Source organism: Burkholderiaceae bacterium DAT-1, assembly GCA_019084025.1.
Taxonomy (GTDB): domain Bacteria; phylum Pseudomonadota; class Gammaproteobacteria; order Burkholderiales; family Chitinimonadaceae; genus DAT-1.
Genome location: JAHRBI010000004.1, coordinates 358712 through 385045, shown reverse-complemented (window position 1 = coordinate 385045; position 26334 = coordinate 358712). Strand labels below are relative to the sequence as shown.

The following is a 26334-nucleotide window of genomic DNA, read 5'->3' as shown; positions in this document are numbered from 1 at the left end:
TATTTCTGCCGCGAATGACGCGGGGACGGGACACACTTTGTCGCGAACACCCTGTATCCTTTCGCCCATACCGTTCATCCATTTGCATGATTCTGATTACATGACTGCTTCCACGCCTTTTACCGGCCTCACGATTTTGCATGCCAACCGCGCCGAATCGCTGCGCGATGTCGTCATTGGCTGGCTGGCTGCACATCCCCTGCCCGGCATCTTTGATGAAGATATTTTTCTCACCCAGAGCCAGGGGATGCAGCAGTGGCTGAAAATGGCGATGGCCGAACGGCTGGGGATTGCCTCTGGCGCCGATTTCCAGCTGCCCTCGCAGTTTGTGTGGAGCATCTACCGCACCGTGCTGGGTGAGGCCGATACGCCGCAGCACTCCTTGCTGGATAAAGACCGGCTGGTGTGGATTCTGTACCGCGTGCTGCCGGACTGGAGCCGCGATCCGCTATTTGCGCGGCTAGCGAGTTATCTGGAAGACGATAAGGACGCCCGTAAGCGCTATCAGCTGGCGGAACAACTGGCCGATTTGTTCGACCAGTATCAGGTCTACCGTGCCGACTGGCTGCTGCACTGGCAGGCAGGTCATGATGATGTGGCGATCAAAGGGAAATCGGTCGAGAACGACAGCACGCACTGGCAGGCCGCGCTGTGGCGACGTTTGCATCAGGCGCTGGGAAAGGAAACAGACACCAGCCGGGCGCTCATTCACACGCGCTTTCTTGCTGCCATGCGCGATCCGGCTCGGGTGCCGGTCAATCGTCTGCCCAAACGGGTCATTGTATTTGGCCTGTCGTCCCTGCCCCGGCAGACGCTGGAAGCGCTGGCCGCCCTGTCCGAGCATTGTCATGTACTGATGGCGGTGAATAATCCCTGTCGCCATTACTGGGGCGACATCATCGAAGATCGCCACCTGCTGCGCCAGCAAACCCGCCATCGCCTGAAACCCGGCATGCCGGTGAACATCGACGAGAGCCTGCTGCACCAGCATGCCAATCCCTTGCTGGCTGCATGGGGCAAACAGGGGCGTGATTACATCAATCTCCTGTCCGACCATGATCGCTGGGAGGACTACAAGCACGCCTTTGCCAATGCAGACATTGACCTGTTCGACAGTGATCCTGCCACCCCACCCACCTTACTGAATCAGTTGCAATGGGCGATCACCGATCTGCAGCCGCTACCGCAGCGGGACCAGCCAAAACGAGCCTATCAGGCCGATGATCGCTCTGTCCGCATCCATGTAGCCCACAGCGCCCTGCGCGAGGTGGAAATACTGCACGATCAGCTGCTGGCACTGTTCGCCGATGCCTCGCTAAACTTGCAGCCGCGCGACGTCCTGGTCATGGTGCCCGATATCAACGGCTATGCGCCTTTTGTGCGCGCTGTGTTTGGGCGGCTGGAGCGCAAGGATGACCGCTATATTCCGTGGGCGATTGCCGATCAGGCCGAACGCGAGTCCGAACCCATTCTGCGCGCGATCGACCATCTGCTGAATCTGGCGGATGCACGCTTTGCGGTGAGTGACGTACTGGATCTGATGGATGTGCCCGCCGTAGCACAGCGGTTTGGCTTTGGCGAAAGCGATCACCTCACGCTGCGCCGCTGGATTCACGACAGCGGTATCCGCTGGGGGCTGGACGACACCCATCGCAGCCGCTTTACCCGCCCGTTTGCAGAGAACAGCTGGCAGGCAGGACTCAACCGCATGCTGCTCGGCTATGCCAGTGGCAATGCGGGCATGTGGTCGGGCATCGTGCCCTACGACGAAGTCGCCGGACTGGAAGCGCAGCTCGCAGGCAAACTGGCGCGTCTGATGCAAACGCTTGGCCGCCACGCCACGGTATTGCAGGGCGAACATACCCCGGCAGACTGGGTGCTGGCCTGCCGCGCCTTGCTGGCCGAGGTGCTGGATGCGCAATCCGAACAGGATCAGCTGGTACTGGCGCGCTTCGAGTCGGCGCTGGATGGCTGGCTGGATCGCTGCCGTGATACCGGCATGCTGGATACCCTGCTGCCGATGACGGTGGTGCGCGACGTGATTCTGGGCGATTTCTCCGGCCAGAGTGTGTCGATGCGCTTTCTCGGTGGCAGCGTGAATATCGGGACATTGATGCCGATGCGCGCCATTCCGTTCAAGGTCATCTGCCTGCTGGGCCTCAACGATGGCGATTATCCGCGCCAGAGTCACGCGCCCGATTTCGATCTGATGGCACAGGATTATCGCCCCGGCGACCGCTCGCGCCGCGAGGACGATCGCTACCTGTTCCTCGAAGCCGTGATGTCGGCGCGGGAACGGCTCTATCTCAGTTATGTGGGTCGCAGCGTGGCGGATGATCATGCCAAGCCGCCGTCCGTTTTGCTCGGCCAGCTGATGGACTATGTGGATGCAGGCTGGATAATTCCTGACAAGACCGGGCCAGATGCGCTCGTGACCCGGGCCATTGTCACTACGCACCCGCTGCAACCCTTCAGCGAGCGCTATTTTGCCAGTAGCGATCAGGCATCTTCCCTGTTCAGTTATGCGCATGAATGGCGCGATGTACACAATCAGACTCAGGCAACGGAAGTAAATCACGCGCTGCCAGAAGTAGCACCGGAAACCGAGGTCAGCATCGCCACCCTCACCCGTTTCCTGCGCCAGCCTGTCAGCTTTTTCATGCAGGAGCGACTCAAGGTACGCTTCGAGGAAAGCGATCCGGTAGATGATATCGAACCCTTTGCGCTGGATGGCCTGACCGGATTCGGCTTAAAACAACGGCTATTGCAGGCTGTCCTCAACGCAGCGCCTGATGAGATCGCAACCGACTGGTCCGAGCTGAGCCAGCGTCTGCGCGGCGAGGGTGTGCTGCCCGTTGGTACCGCTGGACAACGCTGGCTGGATCAGCAATACGAACGCAGCGTGGCGCTGCGCGAGCGTCTGGGTGCGCTGCAAAACGGCCTCAGCGCCGAAGCACGTCCGCTGCCGCTGCGTGCCGAAGGCGGCGACCCTGCCTGGCTGTGCCAGCATCCGCTCGACCGTCTCTGGCGCCATACCGATGGCAGCTACACACGCCTGATTGTACGGGTGGGCGAATCCGCGCCGCATAAAAAGCCGCGCAAACTGGCCCACCTGCTGCCCTTCTGGGCCGAACATCTACTGGCCAATGCCTGCGGCCACACCCTGCGCACCCTGCTGGTGAGCGAATCGGCCACGACGCTGGCACTCACGCCAATCGAACAGCAAGATGCCCATACCGCCTTCAACACGCTAGTACAGGCCATGCGAACCGGCCTCAATCAGCCCCTGCCGATTGCCAGCAGCAGCGCACTGGCCTTGCTGGAAAATGAAAACGACATCGAGGCGGCCCGCAAGGCATTCGAGGGCTGCTTCGCCAGTACCGGCGAGGTGCAGAGGTCACCTGAACTGGCGCGCGTCTATCCCGAGTTTGATTCCTTTGACGAGACGGAATTTATCGATCTGGCGCACACGCTGTATGGCGCATTCCATGCTGCGGTAGAGGAGATCGCCGATGCAAACGCTTAACCCCCTCCTCTTCCCGCTGCATGGCCGCGCCCTGATTGAAGCCAGTGCCGGTACGGGTAAGACCTACACCATCGCCGGGCTGTATCTGCGACTCGTGCTCGGTGCCACGCATGAAGGGGATGCTGCAGCCTTTGTGCGTGCGCTGATGCCGCAAGAGATTCTGGTGGTGACCTTTACCGATGCGGCCACCGAAGAGCTGCGCGAGCGTATCCGTGCACGCCTGATTCAGGCTGTTGCGGTGTTCCGCGATTCGCGTGGGTTCTCCGATATCCCCGAAAGTGACAAGCCGGACGCCGCGCTCTATGCGCTACGCGGTACCTATGCAGCAGAAAGCTGGGCCGGACTCGCGCGCAAACTGGACATCGCCGCGCAATCCATGGATGAAGCCGCGATCTACACGATTCACGGCTATTGCCAGAAGATGCTGCGCAGCCACGCCTTCGATAGTCGCAATCTGTTCTCGCTTGCCGTGAATACTGAAGAAGCGCCGCTACGCGACGAAGTACTGCGCGATTACTGGCGAGCGATGGTGTATCCGCTGGATGCGGGCCTGCTGGCCTATGTGGAGGATGTCGCGCAGACACCTGATGCGCTGGGCAAGCAGATTTTGCCGCTGATCAACTACCTCGATGGTCTGCCGGATTGCGACGGACAGGCACCGTTGCACACCGTGCTCGGCGCAGCGAAATCTCAACGCGACGAGACACTCACCAGCCTCAAAGCGCAGTGGACTGAAGAGCGCCTGACGGCACTCAAGGCCTATCTGGACAGTCTGTGCGAGCGGAAGCTGGTCAACGGCCGCAGCCTGACCAGCGCCAGCCGGCAAAACTGGGTCGAGCACTTGCGCATCTGGGCGACGGGCAACGATGAACGCCCAAAGTCCAGCACTGCACAATCCCGCCTGACCCGAAAAGGGCTCGACGACATCAACACCAGCGGCGCCCCTTTGCCTGAGTGCACGGAAATCGTGCTACATGAACAAACACTGGCTGCACTGTCGGACCTGCCCGACCCCGGTCTGACTGTCCTCAATCATGCCGCCCGCTGGGTGGAGCGCCGCCTGCGCACAGAAAAGGCCCGCCGCGCCGAGATCGGCTTTGACGACATGATCCGCCAGCTGGCCGAGGCGCTGAATCGCGAGGACGGCGATACGCTTGCCGACGTGCTGCGTACCCAGTATCCGGTGGCGATGATCGACGAATTTCAGGATACCGATCTGCAGCAGTTCAGCATCTTCGACACCATCTACCCACTCAGCGATAGCCGCGATCACGGCCTCTTTATGATTGGCGACCCCAAGCAGGCCATTTACGGGTTCCGGGGCGGCGATATCCACACCTACCTCACCGCCCGCCGTTCTCTGGACGACAGACAGCGGTATACGCTGGATACCAATTTCCGCTCGACCCATGCCGTGGTCGAAGCCATCAATACGGTTTTCACCCAAGCCAGCGTCGGCCCGCTCGGCGCCTTCCGCCATGGCGATATTCCATTTGAAGCGGTCAAGGCAAAAGGACGCAGCGAAGCCCTGACCCTGAATAATCAGCCGCAGCCTGCCATCGAATTTATCTGGCAGCCAGTGGACGAGCCCGTGAACAAGCAGACCTATCTGCGTGTGCAGGCTGCCGCCGCTGCGGAAAAGATTGCCACCTTGCTGATCGATGCGGGCAAAGGCCATGCCTGTTTCACCAGCGAAAAGGAAATGAGCGCGGTTCGTCCTCGCGATATCGCAGTGCTGGTTCGCGACCGCAGTGAAGCCAAAGCCATCCGTGATGCCCTGCAAGTGCGCGGGGTGCGCAGCGTGTATCTGTCCAACCGCGATTCGGTGTATCACAGTCAGGAAGCCGTTGATCTGCTGGTGTGGCTGCGCGCGATGGCGGAACCCTCCCATGCCGGACGCGTGCGTGCCGCACTCGCCACCTACACGCTGGACTGGCCACTGGCACGACTCGATGATCTGGTTCACAACGAGCTGGCGTGGGAAGAGCAGGTGCAGCGATTTATTCGCTACCGGGAGATCTGGCAACAACAAGGCGTACTGGCCACCATCCTCGCCCTGCTGCGCGAGGAAGCCCTACCGGGCAAATTGCTAGCCGCAGCCGAGCGTGGCGGTGAACGCAGTCTCACCAATCTGCTGCATCTGGCCGAGCGCCTGCAGGCCGTGGAAGCCGATACCGATGGCGAACAGGGCCTGATCCGTCATCTGGCTGCACTGGTCAGCGACGAACAGGCCGCCGCCGAATCCACCCTGCGCCTGGAAAGCGAAGCCGAGCTGGTGCGCGTGGTGACACTGCACAAGTCAAAGGGTCTGGAATATCCGCTAGTTTTCATGCCTTTTGCCTGGCAGGGTAAGTCATTACGCGCCGGTCAGGCGCTGCGCTGGCGAGATGGCGAATCGCTGCGGATCGATCTCACCGGCAAGGATGAACGGGCAAAGCAATACGCCGAAGCCGCCCAGCTCGATGAAGATATCCGCCTCATCTATGTGGGCCTTACCCGCGCCCGCCACGCACTATGGATCGGCATTGCGCCGCTCAAGGAGACAGGTGGACTCGCGCATCTGCTGGGACAAGGCCAGCCGCTTGCGCCTGCGCAGATTGCAAACCGCCTGCAAGCACTGGCGAGTGCGCACCCATCGCATTTCGCGTTCAATCAGATTCCTGATCTGATACCGGTGAGTGCATACGCTGCGCCCAATGCAGCCAAAACGCTCGCCGATGCTCGCGAGTTCAAGGGCCGCATCGACCGCCAGTGGTGGCTGAGCAGCTATTCTTCGCTGATTGCCAATGTGCATCACGTTTCGCCGCACGAGCCAGTCAACTCAATATTGCCCGAGCGCATGGACGATCCGTCCCCCGCTTTCACCAGCGAGCTGGAAAGCATCAAAGAAACGCCCGATCTGTTCGCCCCGCCGCATCTGCACGATTTCCCGCGCGGCAATCATGCGGGTGTGTTTCTGCATGATCTGTTCGAGTGGATGTCGCTGCAAGGGTTCGACCGCATCCCGCAACAATCTTCACTGCTGCTGACCTATATCGAATCCCGATGCAAGGTCCGCGACTGGCAAGACTGGGCACCCCGTCTGCATGACTGGCTGCTGCATGTCATCGGCCTGCCTATGTCGCTGCCGGATGGTAGTGTGCTGCCCATGTCTGCCCTGAGCCGCCAGACTGCCCGTGCCGAAATGGAATTCTGGCTGCCCGTGGGCAACTTGTCGTATGCGCAGCTTGATGCACTGGTCAGCGCCGCCATCTGGCCGGGCGAGCCCCGTCCGGCGCTCGATAGCCAGCACACCCACGGCATGCTGAAGGGCTTTATCGATTTGAGTTTTGTGCATCAGGGCCGTCATTACGTGCTCGATTACAAATCCAATCATCTGGGCCCCGATGCCCAAGCCTACACGCCGGAAGCCATGCGCGCCGCCATGCTGTCGCACCGTTACGATCTGCAGGCAGCGCTGTACTGCCTAGCGCTGCACCGGCATCTGAAAGTCCGGCTGGGCGATGCTTACTGTTACGAGACCCATATGGGTGGCTTCGTCTACCTCTTCCTGCGCGGCATGGATGATCGCGGTGGTGGACAAGTGTCGCTGCGCCCGCCGCTCAGCCTGATCGAATCGCTGGATGCCCTGTTTACCCCTGCAGCCGAGGCCGCCCATGTCTGACATCCTCACCACCCTTGATCTGTGGGCCGATGCTGGCGTCCTGAACCATCTCGATGCTGCGTTTGCCCGCTTTCTGCATCAGGAAGCAGCAGATGCGCACCCGCATGTCTATTTGCTGGCGGCACTGGTTAGCCAAGCGCTATCGCGCGGCCATCCGGCGCTGGACTTACACGACCTGGTCAGCCGACCAGACCGTCATCTCGACACGCGACGCGCCGATCCTGCCCTGAACCTGCCCTCGCTGACAGCCATCCTCGGTCAGATATCGCTTGCGCAGATGCAGGCGGCCTTGCTTGCCTCAACCTGCGCCAGCCACGCCGATACCGATGCCACCTCGCCACTGGTGCTGGATGGCAACCGCCTCTATCTGCGTCGATACTGGCAATGCGAGCAGGCCATTGCAGCGGCGATTGCCACCCGCATCACCACCGCTCCCGATCCCCTGCCGGACAATCTGCTCGCCTTACTGGATACGCTATTTGCCAAACTGCGCAGCGCCGAAGAGGCCAGCCGCGCAGAGATTCACTGGCAGACGCTTGCTGCCGCTACCGCCGTACGCCAGCGCTTTACCATCATCAGCGGCGGCCCCGGCACCGGCAAAACCACCGCGGTGGTGCGACTTCTGGGGCTGTTGCAATCGCTCGCACTCAACACAGCAGAACCCCGCCCGCTTGTCATCCGGCTAGCCGCCCCCACGGGTAAAGCCGCTGCACGCCTCACCGAGTCAATTGGCCGTGCGATTGGCGAGCTGGATCAGGATGTGCAAGCGCACATCCCTACCGACGTCAGCACCCTGCATCGCTTGCTGGGCGCCCGACCTGACACCCGTGCCTTCCGCCACAACCGGGATTTCCCGTTGCCGCTGGATGTGCTGGTCGTCGATGAGGCCTCGATGATTGATCTGGACATGATGGCGGCGCTACTCGATGCCCTGCCCGCCCATGCCCGCCTGATTCTGCTGGGCGACAAGGATCAGCTGGCTTCAGTCGAGGCGGGTGCCGTGCTCGGCAGCCTGTGCGCTGATGCCATTGAAGCAGATGCCCCCGCCAATATGTCCGCCTGTACGCCCGCGCACGCCAGCTGGCTCGCGGATGTCACAGGCTATGCAGTGGACACGCAAGGCACACCCGGCCCGCTGGCCGATCAGGTCGTCGTCCTGCGCAAGAGCCATCGATTCAATGCGTCGAGCGGCATCGGCCAGCTTGCCCGCGCCGTCAACAGCGGTAAATCGGCAGCCATTCCTAGTGTATGGCGCGAGGGCTTTGCCGATATCGGACAGCTAGCCACTACACCGTACGCACTCAAAACGCTCATTCTCGACGGAAACGCCAAACAATTTCCTCCCGACACAGCCTGCAGCGGATACCGGGCTTATCTCGATCTGATTCAGCAAGGCCCGCAAGGTGATGATGATGCGTGGGCCAAAGCGATTCACCATGCTTTCAGCCGCTTCCGCCTGCTCTGCGCCGTGCGCGAGGGCGACTGGGGCGTACAGGGGCTCAACGCCCGTGTGGAAAAGGTGCTCGAGTCCGCCAACCTCATCCATCCCGATAAAAAGCAGTGGTACATCGGCCGTCCGGTCATGGTCACACGCAACGATTACGGCCTGGGCGTGATGAATGGCGACATCGGCATCACGCTGGCGCGCACAGAATCTGGCGAATGCCGCCTGCGGGTGGCCTTCCTGAACCCGGATGGCAGCGTCAGCTGGCGCCTGCCGAGCCGCCTGAACGAGGTCGACACGGTCTACGCCATGACGGTACACAAATCACAGGGCTCCGAATTCGCTCACACAGCGCTCGTGCTCCCCGAACACGACAACCCCATCCTCACCCGCGAACTGGTCTACACCGGCATCACCCGCGCCAGCCAGTGCTTTACGCTCATCGAAGCCAGCGAAGGCATGATGATCAAGGCAGCGGCCCGGCGGACCGAGCGGACAGGGGGATTGAGGGAGGCGGTGGGGCGGATGATGGCGGTCCAGACTGACTGACACTGCCTCACCTGAACATTAAGTACGCAACAATAATCGGTACAAACCACACACATTGACTCACCCACGCAAAAGGACTCTACCCATGAAACGCGTCACCGGCATCGGCGGAATCTTCTTCAAAGCGCAAGACCCGAAATCACTGGGAGAGTGGTACAGAACACACCTTGGGATTGATGTTCAAGCATGGGGAGGTGCAGCTTTTCAGTGGAGGGGTGACAGCAATCCGGACGGCGTGGGTACCACCGTCTGGAGCCCGTTTGCAGCGGACACAGGCTATTTCGCCCCCAGCACAGCCCCCTTCATGATCAACTATCGCGTCGATAATCTGCATGCCTTGCTCGAAGTTTTACGCAGCGAAGGCGTGCAGGTCGAGGATAAGATTGATGAATCCGAATACGGCAAGTTTGGCTGGGTCATCGATCCTGAAGGCAACAAGATCGAGTTGTGGGAGCCGCCTGCAGGGCAGTGATACCCGCAGGCTCATCCCCCTAATCAGACAAACATCCCGCCGGATGCCTCAATGCGTTGCGCGTTGATCCAGCCCGTGCCCTCACCGAGCAGTGCTGCCACCACACCGCCGATATCATCGGGCATCCCTACCCTGCCCAAGGCGGTCTGGCTGGCAACATATCGATTGATATCTGCATTATCCCGCACTGCGCCGCCGCCAAAGTCTGTTTCAATGGCACCCGGCGCAAGGGTGTTGACCCTGATGCCACGCGCCCCCAGTTCCTTGGCCTGATAGCGGGTCAAGACCTCCATCGCGCCCTTCATCGCTGCATAGGCTGCATAGCCGGGCAAGGCAAAGCGGGTCAGCCCGCTCGACACATTAAGGATACGTCCGCCATCGCGCATCAGGGGTAACAGCGATTGCGTCAGTAGAAACGGCCCCTTCACGTGGATATTGAACAGCTGGTCCAGTTGCGCCTCGGTGGTGTCGACAAATGGAACATGGATGCCGATTCCGGCATTGTTGAACAGATAGTCAAACCATTCGCGGTCAAACTCGGTGCGCAATGTAGTCTGCACCCGATCCGCAAAATCAGCAAATCCGGCTGCATGGCTGACATCGAGTTGCAATGCGGCAGCACGCCCGCCTAAGGCTTGTATCTGCTCGACTACGCGGTCGGCTTCATCTTCCCGCGATTGCCACGTCAAGATGATACCGGTTCCCTGACGAGCCAGATGCAAGGCAGCTTCCCTGCCAAGACCGCGACTTCCCCCCGTAATGAGGGCGACCGGGGATGCTGTAGTAAACATGATATGACTCCTGAAGCTGATTGATATTTGGAAAGCACGTGCAGTGTATTGCCCAACCTTTCCCAAATAAATCCGCAATTTATGACATGATTATTCCAAATTAACGAACAATCATCTCCATTCAAAGCCGATCTCACCCATGCACCTGACTGATGCCCTGCACGTGTTTGTCCGAGTCGCCGAACTCAACAGCTTCTCCCTAGCTGCGGAACAGCTGAATCTCCCTCGTGCCACTGTTTCCACTGCGATCAAGCAACTGGAGCACCAACTCGGCACGCGCCTCTTGCATCGCACGACCCGACGCGTCACGCTAACCGACGATGGACATGCCTGCCTCGCTCGCTGCAAAACCCTGCTGGGCGACCTCGATGAGCTGCAAAGTCTTTTCAACCGTACAGACACGCCGATCGCCGGACGCATCAGGGTGGATATGCCCATCGCCATCGCCCGCGAAACCGTTATCCCTGCCCTGCCTGCTTTCATGCAGCGACACCCGGATCTGCGCATCGAGCTTGGCAGCACAGATCGCCGGATCGACCTCTTGCGCGATGGCTATGACTGCGTGATTCGCGTCGGAACAATTGATGATCCGCAGCTGATTGCTCGACAACTTGGTCATTTGCATCTGGTGAATTGCGCAAGCCCCGCCTACCTACAGCAATATGGGCACCCCAGTGAACCCGAACAATTGGCCCGTTTTCATCTGGTGCATTACCAGGCCACACCGGGTAGACTCGATGACTGTTTTACCTATGTGCAAGGCACAAGCATCAAACACATCCGCATGCCTGCCCGAATCACGGTCAATCAAACCGACGCCTATTTACGCGCGTGTCTGGCAGGTCTCGGCATCGCCCAGATTCCCCTGATAAGCGCACAACCCTATCTTGATGCAGGCCGCCTGCAGGCCATCCTGCCTGCTTACACTGCCCCGCCTATGCCAGTGTCCCTGATTTATCTGAATCGCCAGCAACCCAGACGCCTGCGCGTATTTATGGACTGGATCACCGACCTGCTGCGGCCCGGCCTGACCGCTTGATCAATGTCCATGATCACAAAACCGAAGTCGTGCCTAAATTGCCGATTTCTAAAGGTTCTGATTCAACTCGACATTCATGCCTTGTAATATCTCGGACCGATGATTCACCACAAACCCCAATGAAAGCATCGGATGCCATTGCTCAAGAGATGTATTGTCCTGTTCATGCTGGCTTGCATGGTGTCTCCGGCCATCGCAGCAACCGACTGCCATTCTGAGCCGTCCAGTTCACCCAGCGCCTATACGCACTCCCTGTGCGCACTCCTACAAGCTGCCAATGACGAGCATGCAAACTTCCATGCGGCGCTAGTCGTGCAGCATGGGCAGATTGTGGTCGAGCAATACTGGGATGGAGACGATCGCATTCCGGGTGACTGGTTCGGCCACGCCGCCACCTTCGATGAACAGACCTTGCACGACGTTCGCTCAATCAGCAAAAGCGTAGTCGGTTTGCTTACCGGCATCGCCATTGCGCAGGGCAAGATACAATCGGTCGATCAGCCCATTTCGACCTGGCTTGGCGATCATCCAGCCATTCAGGCGAATCCGAAGCTGGGCGCGATTACCCTCCGCCATCTTCTGACCATGTCGTCCGGGCTGCAATGGAATGAGGATGCGGGATTTGTGCTGTCTCAGGACCAGATCCGGATGGAGTTCTCCTCCGACATGGTGTCGTATGTCCTGAGTCGCCCCATGGCATTCGAGCCGGGTAGCCGTTACGACTACAACAGCGGTAATACCGCGCTGCTGGGTGCGATTCTGGAACGCGCAACAGGTGTTCCGTTCATGCAATACGCGCAAGCCAAGCTGTTCCAGCCACTCGGCATCGAGCATGTCGAATGGACGCGCGGGCGCAAACAGCAGCTTCTCTTTCATGCCGGTTTACGCCTGACCGCACGTGATCTGGCCAAAATTGGCGCCCTCATCCTCGCACATGGCGCATACGATGGCCGCACAATTGTGCCTGCGTCCTACCTCGAAGACAGCCTGCGTCCAGCCCTCCAAGCCGAGGGTAAGTGGCAGTATGGCTATACATGGCGGATGGCCGATGTGTCAGTCGATCAGCGCGCGGTGCACTGGATTGGCGGCATGGGTAATGGCGGGCAACGGCTCATCATCGTGCCGGCACTCGATGCAGTCATCGTGCTCTATGCCGGACGCTATAACAAACCGGGCGCGGAAAATTATCGGGCCTCGAATGTACTCTTTCAGCAGCTTATCGAAGTCCTAGCCAAGGAAGCAAAAGAATAAAGACATGATCCTCGAATTCGCCCAACTGCAGGTCAAACCCGGCCAGTCGGCTGCCTTCGAAGCTGCTTTTCACGAAGCACAATCCATCATCGCTTCCATGCCGGGCTATCTCGGCCATGAACTTCAGCGCTGCCTGGAAACAGCAGATCATTACATGTTACTGGTTCGCTGGGAGACAGTAGATCATCACGAGAAGGGATTCAGGCAGTCGGCTGGATATCAGCAATGGAAGGCACTGCTGCACCATTTCTATGATCCATTTCCGACGGTGCTGCATTATGAGCTGGCGGCAGGCGCTGAACTCACTTCGCACGGATAGTCTATGCCGATGGGATTGGTTGCGTATTACACCGGCGCAAGAGGTAGGTGTACTGACGGCAACTCAATTTCGATAGCATCGCCGGGTTCGACAGTACCAGATTGCAAGACAATACCCATCACACCGGCTTTACGCACCAGTGTCCCATCTTCCTTTTTTTCTAGAACGGCCGCGAGCAAGCCGGGCATGAATTTTTCAATCTGGGCGCAGGGATTCCGTAGACCCGTAACCTGAATGACTGCCGCATTGCCAATTCGGAGAACCGTGCCAGCTGACAGTGCTAGCAAATCTATGCCACGAGTCGTCATGTTCTCTCCCATATCACCGGGGTTGACTGGCAAACCGCAGTCATACAGTTGGTCGAGAAGCTCACTGTGCAGCAAGTGCACTTGGCGCAAATTTGGCTGGGATGGGTCTTTCGCGACCCTCGACCGATGCTTCACTGTTTCGCCTGAATGTGCGTCACCTTGAACACCCTGCCCTGCGACCAAGGTGATCGCAGCCACAGTTGCCTTTGAGAATGAGTGTGTCGATAGTTGATGGACAGAGACGACAGATGCGGCCATGGCTAAAGCAACCTAACATGTTCGGTAAGCGGGCAAGCCAGCCTAGCTGACCCTGGTACGCTTCACCAAAGGATTAAACATCAGGCGCCCTCTCGGCAGATAGCGACCGGAGAACCGAGACTTGCGCATGTTAGCGCCTATCGCCCTCCATGCTAACTAATTCTTGGTATACCGTGGTGGGGAAAGGTCACAGCGACTCGAACTTCCGGACGGCGGAAGTGGATTGGAAAGCCTTCGTGCTCAGCTTCGGCCAGGAGCTATGTTCTAGAAGGAATGGTCATGAGGCGGCTGGTTGTTTGGCTAACGCCGAGTTCAGCGGCGGGTTTTAAGTTGTAGTTTTGCGGTACAGTGAGCACAGCGAACCGCAAAACTGCGACTTAAAACCCGTCCAATGGAGCGAAGCGGAACGTGCTGCAACGACTTGTTATGTGCTTTTTGCTTCTAATGGTTCATACCAAATACCGTATTTATCTCCTTGCCAAATAAGAAGGTAAAATAGATATGCAGTTGAAAGCATGCATAAACCACCAGCTAAAGCCGCCTGATTCAGCAAACCTAAAGCACAAAATACAAACCCACTAATATGAGACAAGACCTCTACTCTTTTAGCCGCTGCCCTAGTGGGACGAAAATTTAGAAAGTTAAAGAAGAACCAACATTTAAGCAAAAATGGCAAGCTTTGCCAATTTTCAGTATTTTTATCTATCATAAATATCTCCTGGTTTAAGGTTGAAACATCAACTTCAAGCACAGACGCAAGACATTTAAGAGACTCTAAACTAGGTTTTTGACCACTTTCTATTCTTTGAATGGTTCTAACATTTAAACCAGACATTAAAGCTAATTGCTCTTGAGATAGATGGCGGCTGACACGCAACTGTTTAAGAATCATTTAAATACTCCAACGTAAGTGAACCATGAGTATTCATAGATTCCTACGATGTCGGGTACGAATTTCGCCCGACAGTTACCCGACAATGGTGCTTTTTGTGGCATATTCACATAACGACAAGTTAAACGGCGTCGCGTCAGCGACGTCCGAGCGGAACGAAATGGAGCGATTTTGAACGAATACAAAGGACTTCCCCAGCCAGCAATCGGCATCGCAATGTGCCAGACCGGAGTATCACCAACCAGTCACGCTGCGGGGAAGTTATGGACAAGCTTAATGTAATCGGGATCGATCTGGCAAAACGCGTTGTCAGTATTTGCAGGATTGACGGCGATGGCGTGATTGTAAATCAAACGCTGTCACGCGATCGACTACTCGACGTAGCGGCACAGTGGCCCATCAGCAAGATCGGTATGGAGGCATGCGGTATGGCGCATCATTTTGCCCGAGCGTTTCTGAAACTAGGCCACTCCGTGATCATCCTGCCAGCATCGCGAGTCGTGCCCTATCGCATCGGGGGCAAAAATGATCGCAATGATGCCCGCGCCATTGCCGATTGCATTCATCATCGTGACGAACCCGGCGTGCCCGTCAAAAGCATCGAGCAGCAAACTGAGTTAAGCCTGCATCGCCTGCGAGAAGGTAAAAAGGAAGAACGCACCGCAGCCATCAACCGCATGCGGGGTCTGCTGCTCGAATTTGGCATTAGCTTTGTTCAGGGGGCGCGTGGCGTGGTTGAAATGATGCGATTTGATCTGAGCGGCATCCCTTCGGCACTTCATGCGGAAATACGTCGACAGCGCGAGTGGATGCAACTGCTGGATGCGGCCATTGACCAGCTTAGTCGGGAAATTGCAGAACTGGCCAAATCCAGACGGGCCACCGAGTATGCACGCCTGCAAACGCTTCCCTCAATTGGCCCGCTGACAGCCAGTGCCATCGGTGCCACGATTGGTGATGGGACGCAGTTTAAAAATGGTCGGCAGTTTGCCGCCTGGCTGGGATTAACGCCCAGGCAGTACAGCACCGGCGGAAAAACACAGCTCGGCCGGATTACCCGGCGGGGTGATGCCTATGTACGCACGCTGTTGATTCAAGGGGCGCGCTCCGCATTGCAGGTGGCGATGGCGAGCCCGTCCCCAACACGATTACAGGTCTGGATGATCCATACCTGCAAACGGATTGGTTACCATAAAACACTGGTCGCCATTGCAAATAAGCAGGCGCGACTGGTGTGGTGCTTGCTCACCCGCAAAACCGGATATCACGCAGACACCATGCCACCCGCCGCGATGCCTGCGTAACGCAGCCATCGAGTCGGGCGGATTGGATAAACGCAAAGAAGGAATGGCAGTACATCTCAGTATGCAAGACTTGCTGTTCGATGCTGTTCGGCAGGGCCGAGATGTGGGGAACCTGGCTAACCCGTTGGCCGGAATCACATGCATGGCTGATCCCCATGCATGACCAGGCCGAGGAACGAATGAGGCCCACATTCGCGGTTGAGCATCGAGGCTCATGCACGATACGACGCATGAAGCCGGTTATAGAGTCGCAACGTTTCCTGTTTCAACAGGCATGAGCGGCATGATCTGCGGATGAGATGCAAAGGGAAAACTGAAAAACAAAGGCCATGATATGCATGGCCGTGGGTCGGTTATGGTTGCGGGGACCGGGAAGTCCTTATAGACGGGTTAGGGAATCTCAACTATGGGAGTAAACATGGACCAGAAACAAGAACTAAACAAAAAACTAACTGCTGCTATCTGGATCGCCACTCTTGGGGCGTCCGCCGTTGGCATTAAGACCAAGAACCAACTGATGCACCCATATGCATCGTTCACCGACGAAGATGTAACCAGAACCGCAGCTAGGCTTTTGGCCAGTGTCCATACTGCATGGCTAAAAGACGCGCCTCTTCCTCTGATTGAGCCGATTTTGAAAGATCAATCCGCGTACCTGTCTTTTGCTCTAGGAGACGGGTGGCCAGATGAAAGTAGCCCGTCTCAGGAAGTTGAAGCACGTCACCAGGCCGGACCTTCGAGTCAGTTTGATAGTGCTTCGGGTCGTTGTCATCCTGATCGGCCAAGTAGTGCAGTCGATAGCGGGGCATGAAGCAATTCCCTAACGTTCGACATGAGCGGCGACTTTGGGCTGGCCGCGGCCAGCTCAAAGACGTCCGCTCGATGGAGAGGTTAGGCATCGAGCTAAAGAGCTGCAAAAATTCTGCGAACTTCGGCAAGAGGCGTAGCGTTGGTAAACGTGTGGAGAGTTGGACCCTGGGTGCTGTCTTTGCGCATTTCAATGCAGCCGGAATCGTGGTTGTACGAAAACGCGTACCGCTGCGTGCCGACGCGAAACCACAGGACGTTCTTTGTCTCGCCGTGCTGAGCCATGACCTTGATCGGCTCTTCGTCGTTCTTTCGCCAGAGGATTGCTCCAGCTAGTGCCAACGCAATCTCGTTGACAGCCCCTGCATGGTGATCTGCACGGTTCATGACCCCGTTTAGGTACGCCCTGAGTTCTTCGATCTCGGTGACGGTGAGTGCCATAGAGTCTCCTGTATTCCTGGGTTATGAGTGAAAGATTGGGCGAAACCAAGGTGCCTAACATTAAATATAACGACCCATCGGTCAGTCATAACATTATTATAAGAGCGTCGGATTATACCCTTCAAACCCGCACCACGCCTCAATCCTGCCAGAGCTGCGTCAGTATAACAACAGACCTTTGCAATAATATATTCCTGCACACCTGTCTGCTGTTAATGTTCGTTCATCAAAGCGCAGGGGCTGAAGAATGAACCGTCCCAGATTACTGGATCAAGTGTCCATCACCTGCAGGCGTCGTCACTACAGTAGCAATACAGAACAGGCGTATAAGTACTGGATTCGCCAGTACATTCTGTTTCATGGAAAACGTCATCCAGCCGAGATGGGGTCGGTTGAGGTCGAGGCTTTTTTGAATCATCTGGCGGTGGTAAAAAGGGTAGCATCCGCCACTCAGTCTCAGGCCCTGAATGCGCTGGTCTTTCTTTACGAAGCGGTGCTATCGCGCCCCGTCGGTACCTTGGCGGGGCTCAAGCGTGTACAGAAACGCCATCGGGTACCCGTAGTCTTGAATCAGGATGAGGTGGTCGCCGTACTCGGGCAATTGTCAGGGTCCACACGCCTGATGGCGGAATTGATGTATGGCGCCGGGCTGCGGGTACATGAGTGTGTGACATTGCGGGTGAAGGATATTGATCTCTCCGCACGCACCATTTCTGTTCGGGATAGCAAGGGCAGCAAAGATCGTACAACCGTCCTTCCTGCACAAATCGTGGGACGTTTATCGATTCATCTGGAAACGATCGCTTCGCTGTTTGAACAGGACAAAGCCGACGGCAATGGCCTGGTTCCGATGCCCAATGCGCTGGAGCGCAAATATCCGAGCGCATCGCAGTCGCTCCCCTGGCAGTTTGTCTTTCCGTCACGGGTGCTGCGCCCCTGGGGCGAGAGCGGCAAGCTGGTTCGCTGGCACACCTCGGATTCTACCATCCAGCGTGCCTTCAAGGAGGCTGCTACGCGAGCCGGGATCACCAAGCAGGTGTCCGTGCATTGTCTGCGCCATAGCTTTGCTACACATTTACTGGCCGGTGGTACGGATGTGCGCAGCATTCAAACCTTACTGGGTCATCGCAGTTTGCAAACCACGATGATCTACACCCATGTGGTGATGGCTCAGCGAAGTGTCACCAGCCCGCTGGATGCGCTGATGCCTGTTCTGGGCTGACTCCCGCCACATGTGGCGGGGCCACGTTGATCATTGCATATCCTGCCCGTCTGGCCCCTCCCCTCTGGCATCTCCCGCATCCTTGCGCTACCCTTCGCCCTCGCTGGCATCGGGCCGGCGCAGACACTGTTGACGCATGCGCATTCACGAACTCAATCAATCCCTCGCCGATATCGGCGCCCGCCCCTGTCATATCGGCCGGATCAACCGCGCCTGGTTAAAAGGCATGCCGCTGGATAGCGGGACACGCCATCAGCGCCGCGATGATTATTTCCCCTTATCGGTCCGTAATGGATTGCCGCCGATTGCAGCGCAATACGACGGGCTGGCGCGGATTCATTCGCAGCATCCGGCGGCGGATGGGTCGCTGCGTTTGCTGGTGGAGCTGGCCGACGGGCAGATGGTGGAAAGCGTGCTGCTGCCGCGTGATGGACTGTGTGTGTCGAGTCAGGTGGGCTGTGCAGTTGGTTGTACCTTCTGCATGACAGGGCGCTCGGGCTTGCTGCGTCAGGTGGGCAGTGCAGAAATTGCAGCGCAAGTGGTGCTGGCGCGGCGGATTCGCCCGGTGAAAAAAGTCGTATTCATGGGCATGGGCGAACCCGCGCACAATATCGAAAACGTGCTGGAAGCCATTGATTTATTAGGCACAGATGGCAATATCGGCCACAAAAATCTGGTGTTCTCGACCGTGGGCGATATGCGGGTATTCGAGCGACTGCCGCAACAGACGGTCAAGCCTGCACTTGCACTGTCCCTGCACACCACGCGCGCCGATCTGCGCGAACAGTTGCTGCCACGCGCGCCGCGCATTACCCCGGCCGAGCTGGTCGAGCTGGGCGAAGCCTATGCCCGCACCGTGGGTTATCCCATCCAGTATCAGTGGACGCTGCTGGCCGGCGTCAATGATTCGCAAGAAGAAATGGATGCCCTGATCCGCCTGCTAACTGGCAAATACGCCATCCTTAATCTAATTCCCTACAACAGTATGGACGGCGACATTTACCAGCGTCCTACGGCGGAAGCGGTCGAGGCAATGAAACGCTATCTGCACAATCATCGCATTCTCACCAAGGTGCGCGACTCGGCCGGACAGGATATTGATGGGGGATGCGGACAGCTGAGGGCACGTGCGGCGGATGTGATTGATGTCAGTCGATTGCGTCGCAAGGCAGCGCAGGCTCATCCCAAGTAGCGTTCAGTACACACCTCCGGTATCGGCCGATGCACTTTTGTGCAGCGGGTTAGACAAGCTCCTGGCGCACCGCTATGCTCTGCTGCAAATTGCGCGTGTTCTGCCCATGATGCAGCACGTTTATCATCGGAGAGACATCATGCAGCTGCCCCAGCTTCAACGCCCTACACCCGCTTTTGTCGGCGCCTCATGGCTGGCCTTATTTGTCGGTGGTATCACATTTGTGGTGGGTTTATGGAATGCCCCCATGCAACTCAATGAAAAAGGCTATTACTTCACCGTGCTGATGTATGGACTATTTTCAGCGGTATCACTGCAAAAGTCTGTGCGTGACCGCATGGAAGGCATACGTGTCAGCGGGATTTATTTTGGCCTTTGCTGGGTATCAACCGGCTTGTCGCTGTTACTGCTGGGGGTCGGTTTGTGGAACGCCACACTGGCACCAAGCGAAAAGGGCTTTTATGCCATGGCTTTTGTGCTGAGCCTGTTTTCAGCGGTTGCCGTACAGAAAAATGTGCGCGATGTTGCATTGTACGAAGCGCTTGCGCGGCGCATGCAGGCGCAGCAAAACGCGCCTATCGATAAGTAGGTGACGCATCAAGATGCGCCCGGCAGTCACTCCTGCTGGGCGTTGTCTTTTACACCTCCGACTGGATGCAGGTGCTGTGCAGCCTGCTCCATCACCCATCGACGCTCTTCCGGCGGCAGCATGGCTTCATATGCACGCTCAACTTGCCAGAAATCCATCGCATTGGCAGGTAGCGCATCAATGGCGTTCACCACCTGGCGGCCAATCGCTGTATCGGCACATGAAATGCCGATCACCAAAGGCTTCGCAACCCCCTGAATTGGCAAAAACGCCAGATTGGGATGATCGGGATCAGAACGGCGAACTGTCTCTGCCTCGTAGCTATAGCCAATAGTGAGATCAATACGCTTGTGCTTGAGATGCTGAATCAGGCCACCCAGGCCAGATTCACTGGTTGTCTTGAGCATCAGCACGCGATCGGGATAGTGCTGGGACAGCGTCGCCAGTTGGGCATCCAAATCCACGCCATAACTGCGCCCGGCTAATAGGCCTAGCCGCAATCCACCTGACTCCATCATCTGCGCCAAGTTCACTGCACGACCGGCATTGTCCAGTGCCAGCATATCCCGGCGTTCACCGATCAGTCGCGGGGGGGCCAAGATCTGGTATTTGCGGCGGGTAAAAACGGTATAGCGTAAACGCTTCGGGGTCTCGATCATCGACAACTCGCAGACATCCATGCGGCGCCGCAGTAAGCTCTCCCGACGCTCGCTGGTAATACCTGCTTGCAACTCATGATGAAACTGCGGCAGATGGGCGACCAGATCCTTTCGGAAAAGATCCAGAATGCCCTTGTCCTGCAGGGGACCACTGGCGATTTCCCAAGGGGGATAATTCAATGTCGTCCACATGACAACCGGCTTCGGGGAAGACTCAGCCATCAGCCAAGCGCTCCCAATCAGGCAGCATATTCCCCTTGCCAGTCTGCATGAATCCTTCGGCATAGTGTCGACCTTGTCGGATCAATGGCACCCTGTCTGCCTTCGTTTTACGAGCGAGTGCCTCCACTCTTTCTTATAGCCAGATACCTACAGCCTTGCCAGACATTTCGTGGCGCCATCGAATCAGGCAGCCCCTTCGTGCCTATCCTGACGTGCAGTGCGTGCCTGCTTTTTGTCGATCACGGGTAGTTTCGGCAAATAGCCCTGAAGGCACACGGGATTACTCCGCGCGCCACTGGCGACATAATCGGCCAGCAAGCAATCCCGCACCGTCGATGCAGCCAGACCGGCTTGTCCGGTCAGATACGTAAACAGCTGATCCACCAGCATTTCCGGCGACACACCCTGCGTACGTGCCAGCGATGTCCAAAGCCACGCACTGCAGCGCCAAAATGCGCGGAACGGCGAGGATTCCGTGTCCAGTATCAACGCAATCGTTTTGCCAAAGCGGCCAGAATTAGCAATCAGATCCCAGTACCGCGCAAAATGCTCGAACTGTTCGAAGATTGCAGCATCCAGTGTGCTGGTCGATTTCACCTGATACGGAGGCTCGGGGTCGAATACCATGCCCCACGTTTCTGTGTGACGGATAATGGGCGTGCCGCGTAGACGTTTAAGGATGCCCGGCTGAATTTCATGCGGCTGCAAGGCATAGAGGCGGTCAAATCCATCGGCAAAGCTGTCCAGCGTTTCGCCGGGTAAACCAAAAATCAGGTCAGCATGGATATGGGCGTGCGAATGACTACGTAGCCACTGCAGATTGGCTGCAGTCTTATCATTATCCTGCCGCCGCGAGATTCGCTTTTGCACCTCGACATCAAAGCTCTGAATGCCGATTTCAAATTGCAATGCCCCGGGCGGAAAGCGGGCAATCATCTCTTTCAGTCGATCGGGCAAATGATCCGGTACCACTTCGAAATGGACGAACAGATCGAGCGCCCGGCCTGCTGCCGCATTTGCCTCAATCCGCTCAAGGAAAAATTGCAAAATACGCAATGAGGCATCTATCTTCAGATTAAATGTGCGATCGACAAATTTGAACAGGCGCGCCCCCCGTGTGTACAAGCCCGCCATTTCATCCAGAAATGTGTCCAGATCAAATGCCCAGGCCGTTTTGTCGAGCGCACTCAGACAAAATTCGCATTTGAACGGACAGCCTCGCGAGGCCTCCACATATAAAACGCGATGCGCCAGATCAGCATCACTGAATTCACGGTAAGGCAGGGCGATTTGCTCAAGTGGCGGTTGCTCGCCCGCAATGACCTTCTGAAGCGGGCGCGGACCATCGATCAGTGCACGACAAAGCTTGGGAAAGCTAATATCCCCCCAGCCCGTGATCACAAAATCAGCGATTGCGGTAATGGATTGCAGATTAACTTCATAGCTCACTTCCGGCCCGCCCAGCACAATGCGGATATCGGGTCGACTCGCACGGATACGGGTCAGTACAGCCTCGGTTTGCCGCACATTCCAGATGTACACACCAAAGCCCAGAATGCCTATTCCCTCTCCTGCAGGCGGGCATTGCGCCAGTATTTCATCTGCAATCAAAGCTGGATCACGTGAAATCGTAAACTCATGCAGACTGGTATAGGGGCGTAAATCGCCCATATTGGCGAGCAGATAGCGTAAGCCAAGAGAAGCATGGCTATAGCGGGCATTCAAGGTACACAGCAGAATTCGGGGGGCAGTCATTACGGGTCAGATCAATCAGCAGACCCTGTATTGTCCTGTGGTAAGGTCGCCAGCACAACGCCAATCAGCGCAATCACCAATGCAAGCAGTTGCATCAGCTGCATGGACTCACCCAGCACCAGTACACCGACTGCAGCTGCGGATATGGGTAACATTGCGGTAAACACACCGCCCTGGCTCGCCGGTACTCCCCTGAGCCCGGTCATCCACAACCATACCGTCCATACGCTCGCGGCCAGCGCATAAAACAGAAATAATCCCCAGATAGTTGGTGACACCTGAGCAAAATTGAATTGCAGCGCTTGGTATATACCCAGTGGCGTCATCAACAGCAGACCCCAGATATTAATCAGGGAAGTAATACGCTTTGGGCTCAATGCCCCTGTCAGCATCTTCCCGATGACTGCATAGGATGCTTCGCAGATCACCGCCCCCAATACCAGCAGATTACCAAGCCAGACATGATTTCCCTGTGGACTGCCGACCTTGCCATGATCCGTCAGCGCTAACATGCCCATACCACCCGCAGCGCATGCAATTGCCAGCCACACCCGCAGGCTAATGCGCTCTTTTAGGCAAACCCACGACAGCAAGGCCACCACGGCAGGAATCGCCGCCATAATGACGCCTGCCGACACGGCGCTGGTCATACTGACGCCATACAGCATGCAAACCGAAAACAGGAAGTTGCCGAGGAACGATTCCAGGAACACCAGTCCGCGCACCCGCGGCGTCATCACAGGCTCGTCAGCAGGTTTGCTCAGCCAGGTGCGCATCGCAAGCGCCCCGACACCAAAACGCATCCAGCCCAGCAAAAACACCGGGATGGCCGCAACCAGCGGTTTAGATAAAGCGGTATAGCTTCCCACCAGGGACATACTCAGTGCCAGACAGGCATAGGACAGGCTGCGATTCAATTCATCTCTCCGATCAAGTCGCTACCATAGCAAGCCCAACGCGTGCTGCCTATCGGTACAATCGGCCAGCATTTCCATCATGACAGACACTTTTCATCATGAAATCAACATATTGGCCATATCTGAACGCGCCTTTAATCCGTCCGCGCCCGTTAGCCCGCATGCCGCACTCACTGGCACCCGCATGGCAGGCTATGCGCTCAAACGAAGCGACTGAGCGATCAACCGCAAATCAGCAAACTTGTAAAGAAACACCTGATTCGACTGAGAAATTTTCACCACAGTACAGTTTAATTGACCAGACGTCGCCCAATTTTCAGGCGTATACTCTTTCCCGAATCGCTGAATCATCGTCGCACTTCGAGGGGATAAAAGATGAACAACGCGGGTTCAAACAGCAAGCGTGGAAATGGTGAGCCGGACACAGGTTCATCCCTGAGCAAGCTGATGAAAGAACCGCCTGCAACGCGAGAGCAGCACGCTCAACGCATGGCGAAACGCGGTGATGTACGCAGACGTCTGGAAGATCTGATGCTCGAAAAAGCCTCTCAGGATCTCTGGTAGCGCACCCTGAACAGCCCTGAACGGGCTGTTTTTTATTCAAGGCCAGGGTGCGCCTTTCCCGACATGATGGCGCAGGGGCAATGTACCCCCCCAACACTTAAGAATGCGCCACACTAATCGGACGGTGCTTGGCAGACAATCTACGCACCTCTGCCAGCTTGGCCAGTTGCGCAATCAGATTCTGCAATGGGCGACCCTCCAGCACATCCATCTGCACTTCCAGTCGACCTGCATCCTGCAGCGTCTGTGCATTCAGGCTTGCGACCTGATACCCACGGTGGCGCACAACACGCAGCAAGCGCTCGAGGGCACCGGCCTGATTATCCAAAGTCACTTCAATACGGTTAGACATCTTGCATCCTGACTTTCAAATATGGAATGAGTGTACGGATGCCCGCTTACGCAAGCATCCAGGTATTGGGTAATGCTCAATGCACCGGGTCTTCCAGCATGACGCTGTTATCCTGCCCTGGAGGAACAAGCGGCCATACCTGTGTACGCGGGTCGATAACGGCATGGATCAGCAGTGGCCCATCGGTGTGTAACATGGCCTCCAGCGCACGCGAAATATCGCTAGCACGTTCGATACGCAGCGCCGGAATCCCGAACGCCTCGGCCACCTTGCAGAAGTCCGGGTTGTCAGATAAATCTGTCTCGCTATGGCGCTCATCAAAGAACAGGTTTTGCCACTGGCGCACCATGCCTAGCAACTGGTTATCCAGCAAGAGAATGCGAACCGGCAGATTACAGCGGCGAATGGTGACCAATTCCTGAACATTCATCATGAAGGAGCCATCACCACTGACATTCACCACCATACGATCCGGGAATGCAAACTGCGCACCCAAGGCCGCAGGTAAGCCAAAGCCCATGGTTCCCAATCCACCGCTACTGAGGTGATGCCTTGGATGGTGAAAACGGTAATGTTGCGCCGTCCACATTTGATGCTGCCCGACATCACAGCAGACAATCGCATCTTCCGGTAACTGTCTGGACAGTTCGCGTAACAGACTCGGGCCATGAATACGGTTGTCCGGCAGCGCAACGCCCCCATCCGGTAAAGGCCGGTGACTGCCGCATGCAGCGCGCCAGTCCGCAATATCCAGCGGCTGCGCCAGTTCACGCAAGCACACGCTAAGATCGCCGCTCAGGGCGATATCTGCCTTACGCAATTTACCAAATTCCGCAGGATCGATATCGAGATGAATCACGCGCGCATCAGGTGCAAATCGATCCAGTCTGCCAGTTGCACGATCATCAAATCTTGCACCTACTACCAATAGCAAATCACATCCCTGTACGGCGAGATTGGCTTCCTTACTACCATGCATCCCAAGCATTCCCAGCCAGGCAGGATGATCCGGCGGCAAACTTCCAATCGCTTTAAGTGTCGTGACCGTTGGTATACCGGTTTCGTTTACAAAGTAGCGTAGCGCATCGACCGCTTCAGCCAGCGCCACCCCGCCCCCCGCATACAAAACAGGGCGCTTGGCTTGCGCCAATAAGGCACGTGCATCGCGTAGCGAGGCTACTCCCGGCGCAGTCGCAGGCTGAACAGGCAAAACGTGGTAGTCCGCATCGCAGGGACCTAATTGAATGTCTTTGGGCACATCGACCAGCACAGGTCCAGGACGGCCACTGCGGGCAATCGCAAAGGCTTCAGCAAGCACAACAGGCAACGATGCCATGTCTTGAACGATGAATGAATGCTTCACGACCGCCATGGACATCCCAAACACGTCCACTTCCTGGAAAGCATCTGTCCCGATGAAGGGACGAGCAACCTGCCCGGTAATTGCAACTAAAGGGACAGAGTCGAGATAGGCATCTGCAATTCCGGTTAGCAGGTTAGTCGCACCGGGGCCACTTGTCGCAATACATACACCGACCTTACCACTGGCACGGGCATAGCCGTTTGCGGCCAACGCGGCACCTTGTTCATGGCGACACAGAATATGCTTGAGCGGAGAACCAACTAAGGCATCGTAAAACGGCATAATGGCTCCACCCGGATAGCCAAACAGGTATTCCACGCCCTCCGCTTCCAAAGCCTTAACCAACAAGTCTGCGCCGCGCATCATTTCCTACTCCTCCGTGACGAAGCCAAAACAAAAGCCCCCGACCATTCTGGTTCGGGGGCTTTGCTCTG

23 protein-coding genes are annotated in these 26334 nt (G+C 56.9%); 14 read left to right on the top strand and 9 right to left on the bottom strand.

The genetic code is table 11. From position 1 onward, the window contains the following. The first annotated feature begins 100 nt into the window (after positions 1 to 100). From recC to KSF73_10455, 4 genes are all read left to right on the top strand, one after another. A complete protein-coding gene (recC, locus tag KSF73_10470) occupies positions 101 to 3526 on the top strand; it encodes an exodeoxyribonuclease V subunit gamma (GenBank protein ID MBV1776134.1) in 3426 nt (1141 codons plus the stop codon). Continuing rightward, positions 3513 to 7190, top strand: coding sequence for an exodeoxyribonuclease V subunit beta (gene recB, locus KSF73_10465; protein MBV1776133.1), 3678 nt, complete (start codon positions 3513 to 3515; stop codon positions 7188 to 7190). Before recC ends, recB begins: the two co-directional genes overlap by 14 nt. Continuing rightward, positions 7183 to 9183, top strand: coding sequence for an exodeoxyribonuclease V subunit alpha (recD, locus tag KSF73_10460; GenBank protein MBV1776132.1), 2001 nt, complete (start codon positions 7183 to 7185; stop codon positions 9181 to 9183). The genes recB and recD overlap by 8 nt, the downstream gene beginning before the upstream one ends. An 85-nt stretch (positions 9184 to 9268) precedes the next feature. Next, positions 9269 to 9655, top strand: a complete 387-nt coding sequence (locus tag KSF73_10455; GenBank protein ID MBV1776131.1) for a VOC family protein — start codon at positions 9269 to 9271, stop codon at positions 9653 to 9655. Between the two features lie 23 nt (positions 9656 to 9678). Here KSF73_10455 and KSF73_10450 read toward each other — a convergent pair whose 3' ends face one another. Beyond that, positions 9679 to 10446 carry an SDR family oxidoreductase gene (locus KSF73_10450; protein ID MBV1776130.1) on the bottom strand — a complete coding sequence of 256 codons (768 nt, stop codon included), beginning with the start codon at positions 10444 to 10446 and terminating at the stop codon, positions 9679 to 9681. Between the two features lie 139 nt (positions 10447 to 10585). Between KSF73_10450 and KSF73_10445 the strand changes: the two genes are divergently transcribed. From KSF73_10445 to KSF73_10435, 3 genes are all read left to right on the top strand, one after another. Beyond that, a complete protein-coding gene (locus tag KSF73_10445; GenBank protein MBV1776129.1) occupies positions 10586 to 11485 on the top strand; it encodes a LysR family transcriptional regulator in 900 nt (299 codons plus the stop codon). A 132-nt stretch (positions 11486 to 11617) separates the two neighbouring features. Beyond that, complete coding sequence (locus KSF73_10440) at positions 11618 to 12736, top strand: beta-lactamase family protein (protein MBV1776128.1); 1119 nt, start codon at positions 11618 to 11620, stop codon at positions 12734 to 12736. A 4-nt stretch (positions 12737 to 12740) separates the two neighbouring features. Next, the gene (locus KSF73_10435; protein ID MBV1776127.1) at positions 12741 to 13055 is read left to right on the top strand and encodes an antibiotic biosynthesis monooxygenase; all 315 of its coding nucleotides are present in this window, start codon (positions 12741 to 12743) and stop codon (positions 13053 to 13055) included. A 26-nt stretch (positions 13056 to 13081) separates the two neighbouring features. Here KSF73_10435 and KSF73_10430 read toward each other — a convergent pair whose 3' ends face one another. Both KSF73_10430 and KSF73_10425 read right to left on the bottom strand, forming a co-directional pair. Next, a complete protein-coding gene (locus KSF73_10430; GenBank protein MBV1776126.1) occupies positions 13082 to 13621 on the bottom strand; it encodes an MOSC domain-containing protein in 540 nt (179 codons plus the stop codon). Between the two features lie 424 nt (positions 13622 to 14045). Beyond that, positions 14046 to 14513, bottom strand: a complete 468-nt coding sequence (locus KSF73_10425; protein ID MBV1776125.1) for a helix-turn-helix domain-containing protein — start codon at positions 14511 to 14513, stop codon at positions 14046 to 14048. Between the two features lie 263 nt (positions 14514 to 14776). On the opposite strand from KSF73_10425, the gene KSF73_10420 reads away from it, so the two are divergent. Then, positions 14777 to 15817, top strand: coding sequence for an IS110 family transposase (locus KSF73_10420; protein ID MBV1776124.1), 1041 nt, complete (start codon positions 14777 to 14779; stop codon positions 15815 to 15817). 418 nt (positions 15818 to 16235) lie between these two features. Continuing rightward, positions 16236 to 16628 carry a hypothetical protein gene (locus tag KSF73_10415; GenBank protein ID MBV1776123.1) on the top strand — a complete coding sequence of 131 codons (393 nt, stop codon included), beginning with the start codon at positions 16236 to 16238 and terminating at the stop codon, positions 16626 to 16628. 92 nt (positions 16629 to 16720) lie between these two features. Here KSF73_10415 and KSF73_10410 read toward each other — a convergent pair whose 3' ends face one another. Continuing rightward, the gene (locus KSF73_10410) at positions 16721 to 17065 is read right to left on the bottom strand and encodes a hypothetical protein (protein MBV1776122.1); all 345 of its coding nucleotides are present in this window, start codon (positions 17063 to 17065) and stop codon (positions 16721 to 16723) included. A gap of 247 nt (positions 17066 to 17312) precedes the next feature. Here KSF73_10410 and KSF73_10405 point away from each other — a divergent pair, with 247 nt between their 5' ends. The 3 genes from KSF73_10405 (at position 17313) to KSF73_10395 (ending at position 20068) form a co-directional block, all read left to right on the top strand. Beyond that, complete coding sequence (locus tag KSF73_10405; protein MBV1776121.1) at positions 17313 to 18287, top strand: integron integrase; 975 nt, start codon at positions 17313 to 17315, stop codon at positions 18285 to 18287. 136 nt (positions 18288 to 18423) lie between these two features. Beyond that, a complete protein-coding gene (locus tag KSF73_10400) occupies positions 18424 to 19479 on the top strand; it encodes an RNA methyltransferase (protein MBV1776120.1) in 1056 nt (351 codons plus the stop codon). Between the two features lie 139 nt (positions 19480 to 19618). Further along, entirely contained in the window at positions 19619 to 20068 is a 450-nt protein-coding gene (locus KSF73_10395; GenBank protein MBV1776119.1) for a YiaA/YiaB family protein, read from the top strand. Between the two features lie 26 nt (positions 20069 to 20094). Here KSF73_10395 and KSF73_10390 read toward each other — a convergent pair whose 3' ends face one another. From KSF73_10390 to KSF73_10380, 3 genes are all read right to left on the bottom strand, one after another. Further along, entirely contained in the window at positions 20095 to 20949 is an 855-nt protein-coding gene (locus KSF73_10390) for a hypothetical protein (protein ID MBV1776118.1), read from the bottom strand. A gap of 183 nt (positions 20950 to 21132) precedes the next feature. Continuing rightward, the gene (locus KSF73_10385; protein ID MBV1776117.1) at positions 21133 to 22620 is read right to left on the bottom strand and encodes a DUF4080 domain-containing protein; all 1488 of its coding nucleotides are present in this window, start codon (positions 22618 to 22620) and stop codon (positions 21133 to 21135) included. A 95-nt stretch (positions 22621 to 22715) separates the two neighbouring features. Continuing rightward, positions 22716 to 23582, bottom strand: coding sequence for a DMT family transporter (locus tag KSF73_10380; protein ID MBV1776116.1), 867 nt, complete (start codon positions 23580 to 23582; stop codon positions 22716 to 22718). A gap of 118 nt (positions 23583 to 23700) precedes the next feature. Between KSF73_10380 and KSF73_10375 the strand changes: the two genes are divergently transcribed. Further along, positions 23701 to 23838 carry a hypothetical protein gene (locus tag KSF73_10375; GenBank protein ID MBV1776115.1) on the top strand — a complete coding sequence of 46 codons (138 nt, stop codon included), beginning with the start codon at positions 23701 to 23703 and terminating at the stop codon, positions 23836 to 23838. A 158-nt stretch (positions 23839 to 23996) separates the two neighbouring features. Further along, positions 23997 to 24185: a hypothetical protein gene (locus tag KSF73_10370; protein ID MBV1776114.1), complete on the top strand. Its 189-nt coding sequence runs from the start codon at positions 23997 to 23999 to the stop codon at positions 24183 to 24185. Between the two features lie 97 nt (positions 24186 to 24282). On the opposite strand, the gene KSF73_10365 is transcribed toward KSF73_10370, so the two are convergent. Both KSF73_10365 and KSF73_10360 read right to left on the bottom strand, forming a co-directional pair. Then, positions 24283 to 24537: an ACT domain-containing protein gene (locus KSF73_10365; protein ID MBV1776113.1), complete on the bottom strand. Its 255-nt coding sequence runs from the start codon at positions 24535 to 24537 to the stop codon at positions 24283 to 24285. 76 nt (positions 24538 to 24613) lie between these two features. Then, complete coding sequence (locus KSF73_10360; protein ID MBV1776112.1) at positions 24614 to 26263, bottom strand: acetolactate synthase 2 catalytic subunit; 1650 nt, start codon at positions 26261 to 26263, stop codon at positions 24614 to 24616. Positions 26264 to 26334 lie beyond the last annotated feature (71 nt).

Excerpts from the sequence above, each read along its gene's own strand:
- KSF73_10375 (MBV1776115.1), top strand. The coding sequence starts at position 23,701 with ATGACAGACACTTTTCATCATGAAATCAACATATTGGCCATATCTGAA.
- KSF73_10410 (MBV1776122.1), bottom strand. The coding sequence starts at position 17,065 with ATGGCACTCACCGTCACCGAGATCGAAGAACTCAGGGCGTACCTAAAC.
- KSF73_10425 (MBV1776125.1), bottom strand. The coding sequence starts at position 14,513 with ATGATTCTTAAACAGTTGCGTGTCAGCCGCCATCTATCTCAAGAGCAA.
- KSF73_10370 (MBV1776114.1), top strand. The coding sequence starts at position 23,997 with ATGAACAACGCGGGTTCAAACAGCAAGCGTGGAAATGGTGAGCCGGAC.
- KSF73_10390 (MBV1776118.1), bottom strand. The coding sequence starts at position 20,949 with ATGGCTGAGTCTTCCCCGAAGCCGGTTGTCATGTGGACGACATTGAAT.
- KSF73_10405 (MBV1776121.1), top strand. The coding sequence starts at position 17,313 with ATGAACCGTCCCAGATTACTGGATCAAGTGTCCATCACCTGCAGGCGT.
- KSF73_10430 (MBV1776126.1), bottom strand. The coding sequence starts at position 13,621 with ATGGCCGCATCTGTCGTCTCTGTCCATCAACTATCGACACACTCATTC.
- recB (MBV1776133.1), top strand. The coding sequence starts at position 3,513 with ATGCAAACGCTTAACCCCCTCCTCTTCCCGCTGCATGGCCGCGCCCTG.
- recC (MBV1776134.1), top strand. The coding sequence starts at position 101 with ATGACTGCTTCCACGCCTTTTACCGGCCTCACGATTTTGCATGCCAAC.
- recD (MBV1776132.1), top strand. The coding sequence starts at position 7,183 with ATGTCTGACATCCTCACCACCCTTGATCTGTGGGCCGATGCTGGCGTC.
- KSF73_10455 (MBV1776131.1), top strand. The coding sequence starts at position 9,269 with ATGAAACGCGTCACCGGCATCGGCGGAATCTTCTTCAAAGCGCAAGAC.
- KSF73_10365 (MBV1776113.1), bottom strand. The coding sequence starts at position 24,537 with ATGTCTAACCGTATTGAAGTGACTTTGGATAATCAGGCCGGTGCCCTC.
- KSF73_10435 (MBV1776127.1), top strand. The coding sequence starts at position 12,741 with ATGATCCTCGAATTCGCCCAACTGCAGGTCAAACCCGGCCAGTCGGCT.
- KSF73_10450 (MBV1776130.1), bottom strand. The coding sequence starts at position 10,446 with ATGTTTACTACAGCATCCCCGGTCGCCCTCATTACGGGGGGAAGTCGC.
- KSF73_10385 (MBV1776117.1), bottom strand. The coding sequence starts at position 22,620 with ATGGGCGATTTACGCCCCTATACCAGTCTGCATGAGTTTACGATTTCA.
- KSF73_10360 (MBV1776112.1), bottom strand. The coding sequence starts at position 26,263 with ATGCGCGGCGCAGACTTGTTGGTTAAGGCTTTGGAAGCGGAGGGCGTG.
- KSF73_10415 (MBV1776123.1), top strand. The coding sequence starts at position 16,236 with ATGGACCAGAAACAAGAACTAAACAAAAAACTAACTGCTGCTATCTGG.
- KSF73_10380 (MBV1776116.1), bottom strand. The coding sequence starts at position 23,582 with ATGTCCCTGGTGGGAAGCTATACCGCTTTATCTAAACCGCTGGTTGCG.
- KSF73_10420 (MBV1776124.1), top strand. The coding sequence starts at position 14,777 with ATGGACAAGCTTAATGTAATCGGGATCGATCTGGCAAAACGCGTTGTC.
- KSF73_10400 (MBV1776120.1), top strand. The coding sequence starts at position 18,424 with ATGCGCATTCACGAACTCAATCAATCCCTCGCCGATATCGGCGCCCGC.
- KSF73_10445 (MBV1776129.1), top strand. The coding sequence starts at position 10,586 with ATGCACCTGACTGATGCCCTGCACGTGTTTGTCCGAGTCGCCGAACTC.
- KSF73_10440 (MBV1776128.1), top strand. The coding sequence starts at position 11,618 with ATGCCATTGCTCAAGAGATGTATTGTCCTGTTCATGCTGGCTTGCATG.
- KSF73_10395 (MBV1776119.1), top strand. The coding sequence starts at position 19,619 with ATGCAGCTGCCCCAGCTTCAACGCCCTACACCCGCTTTTGTCGGCGCC.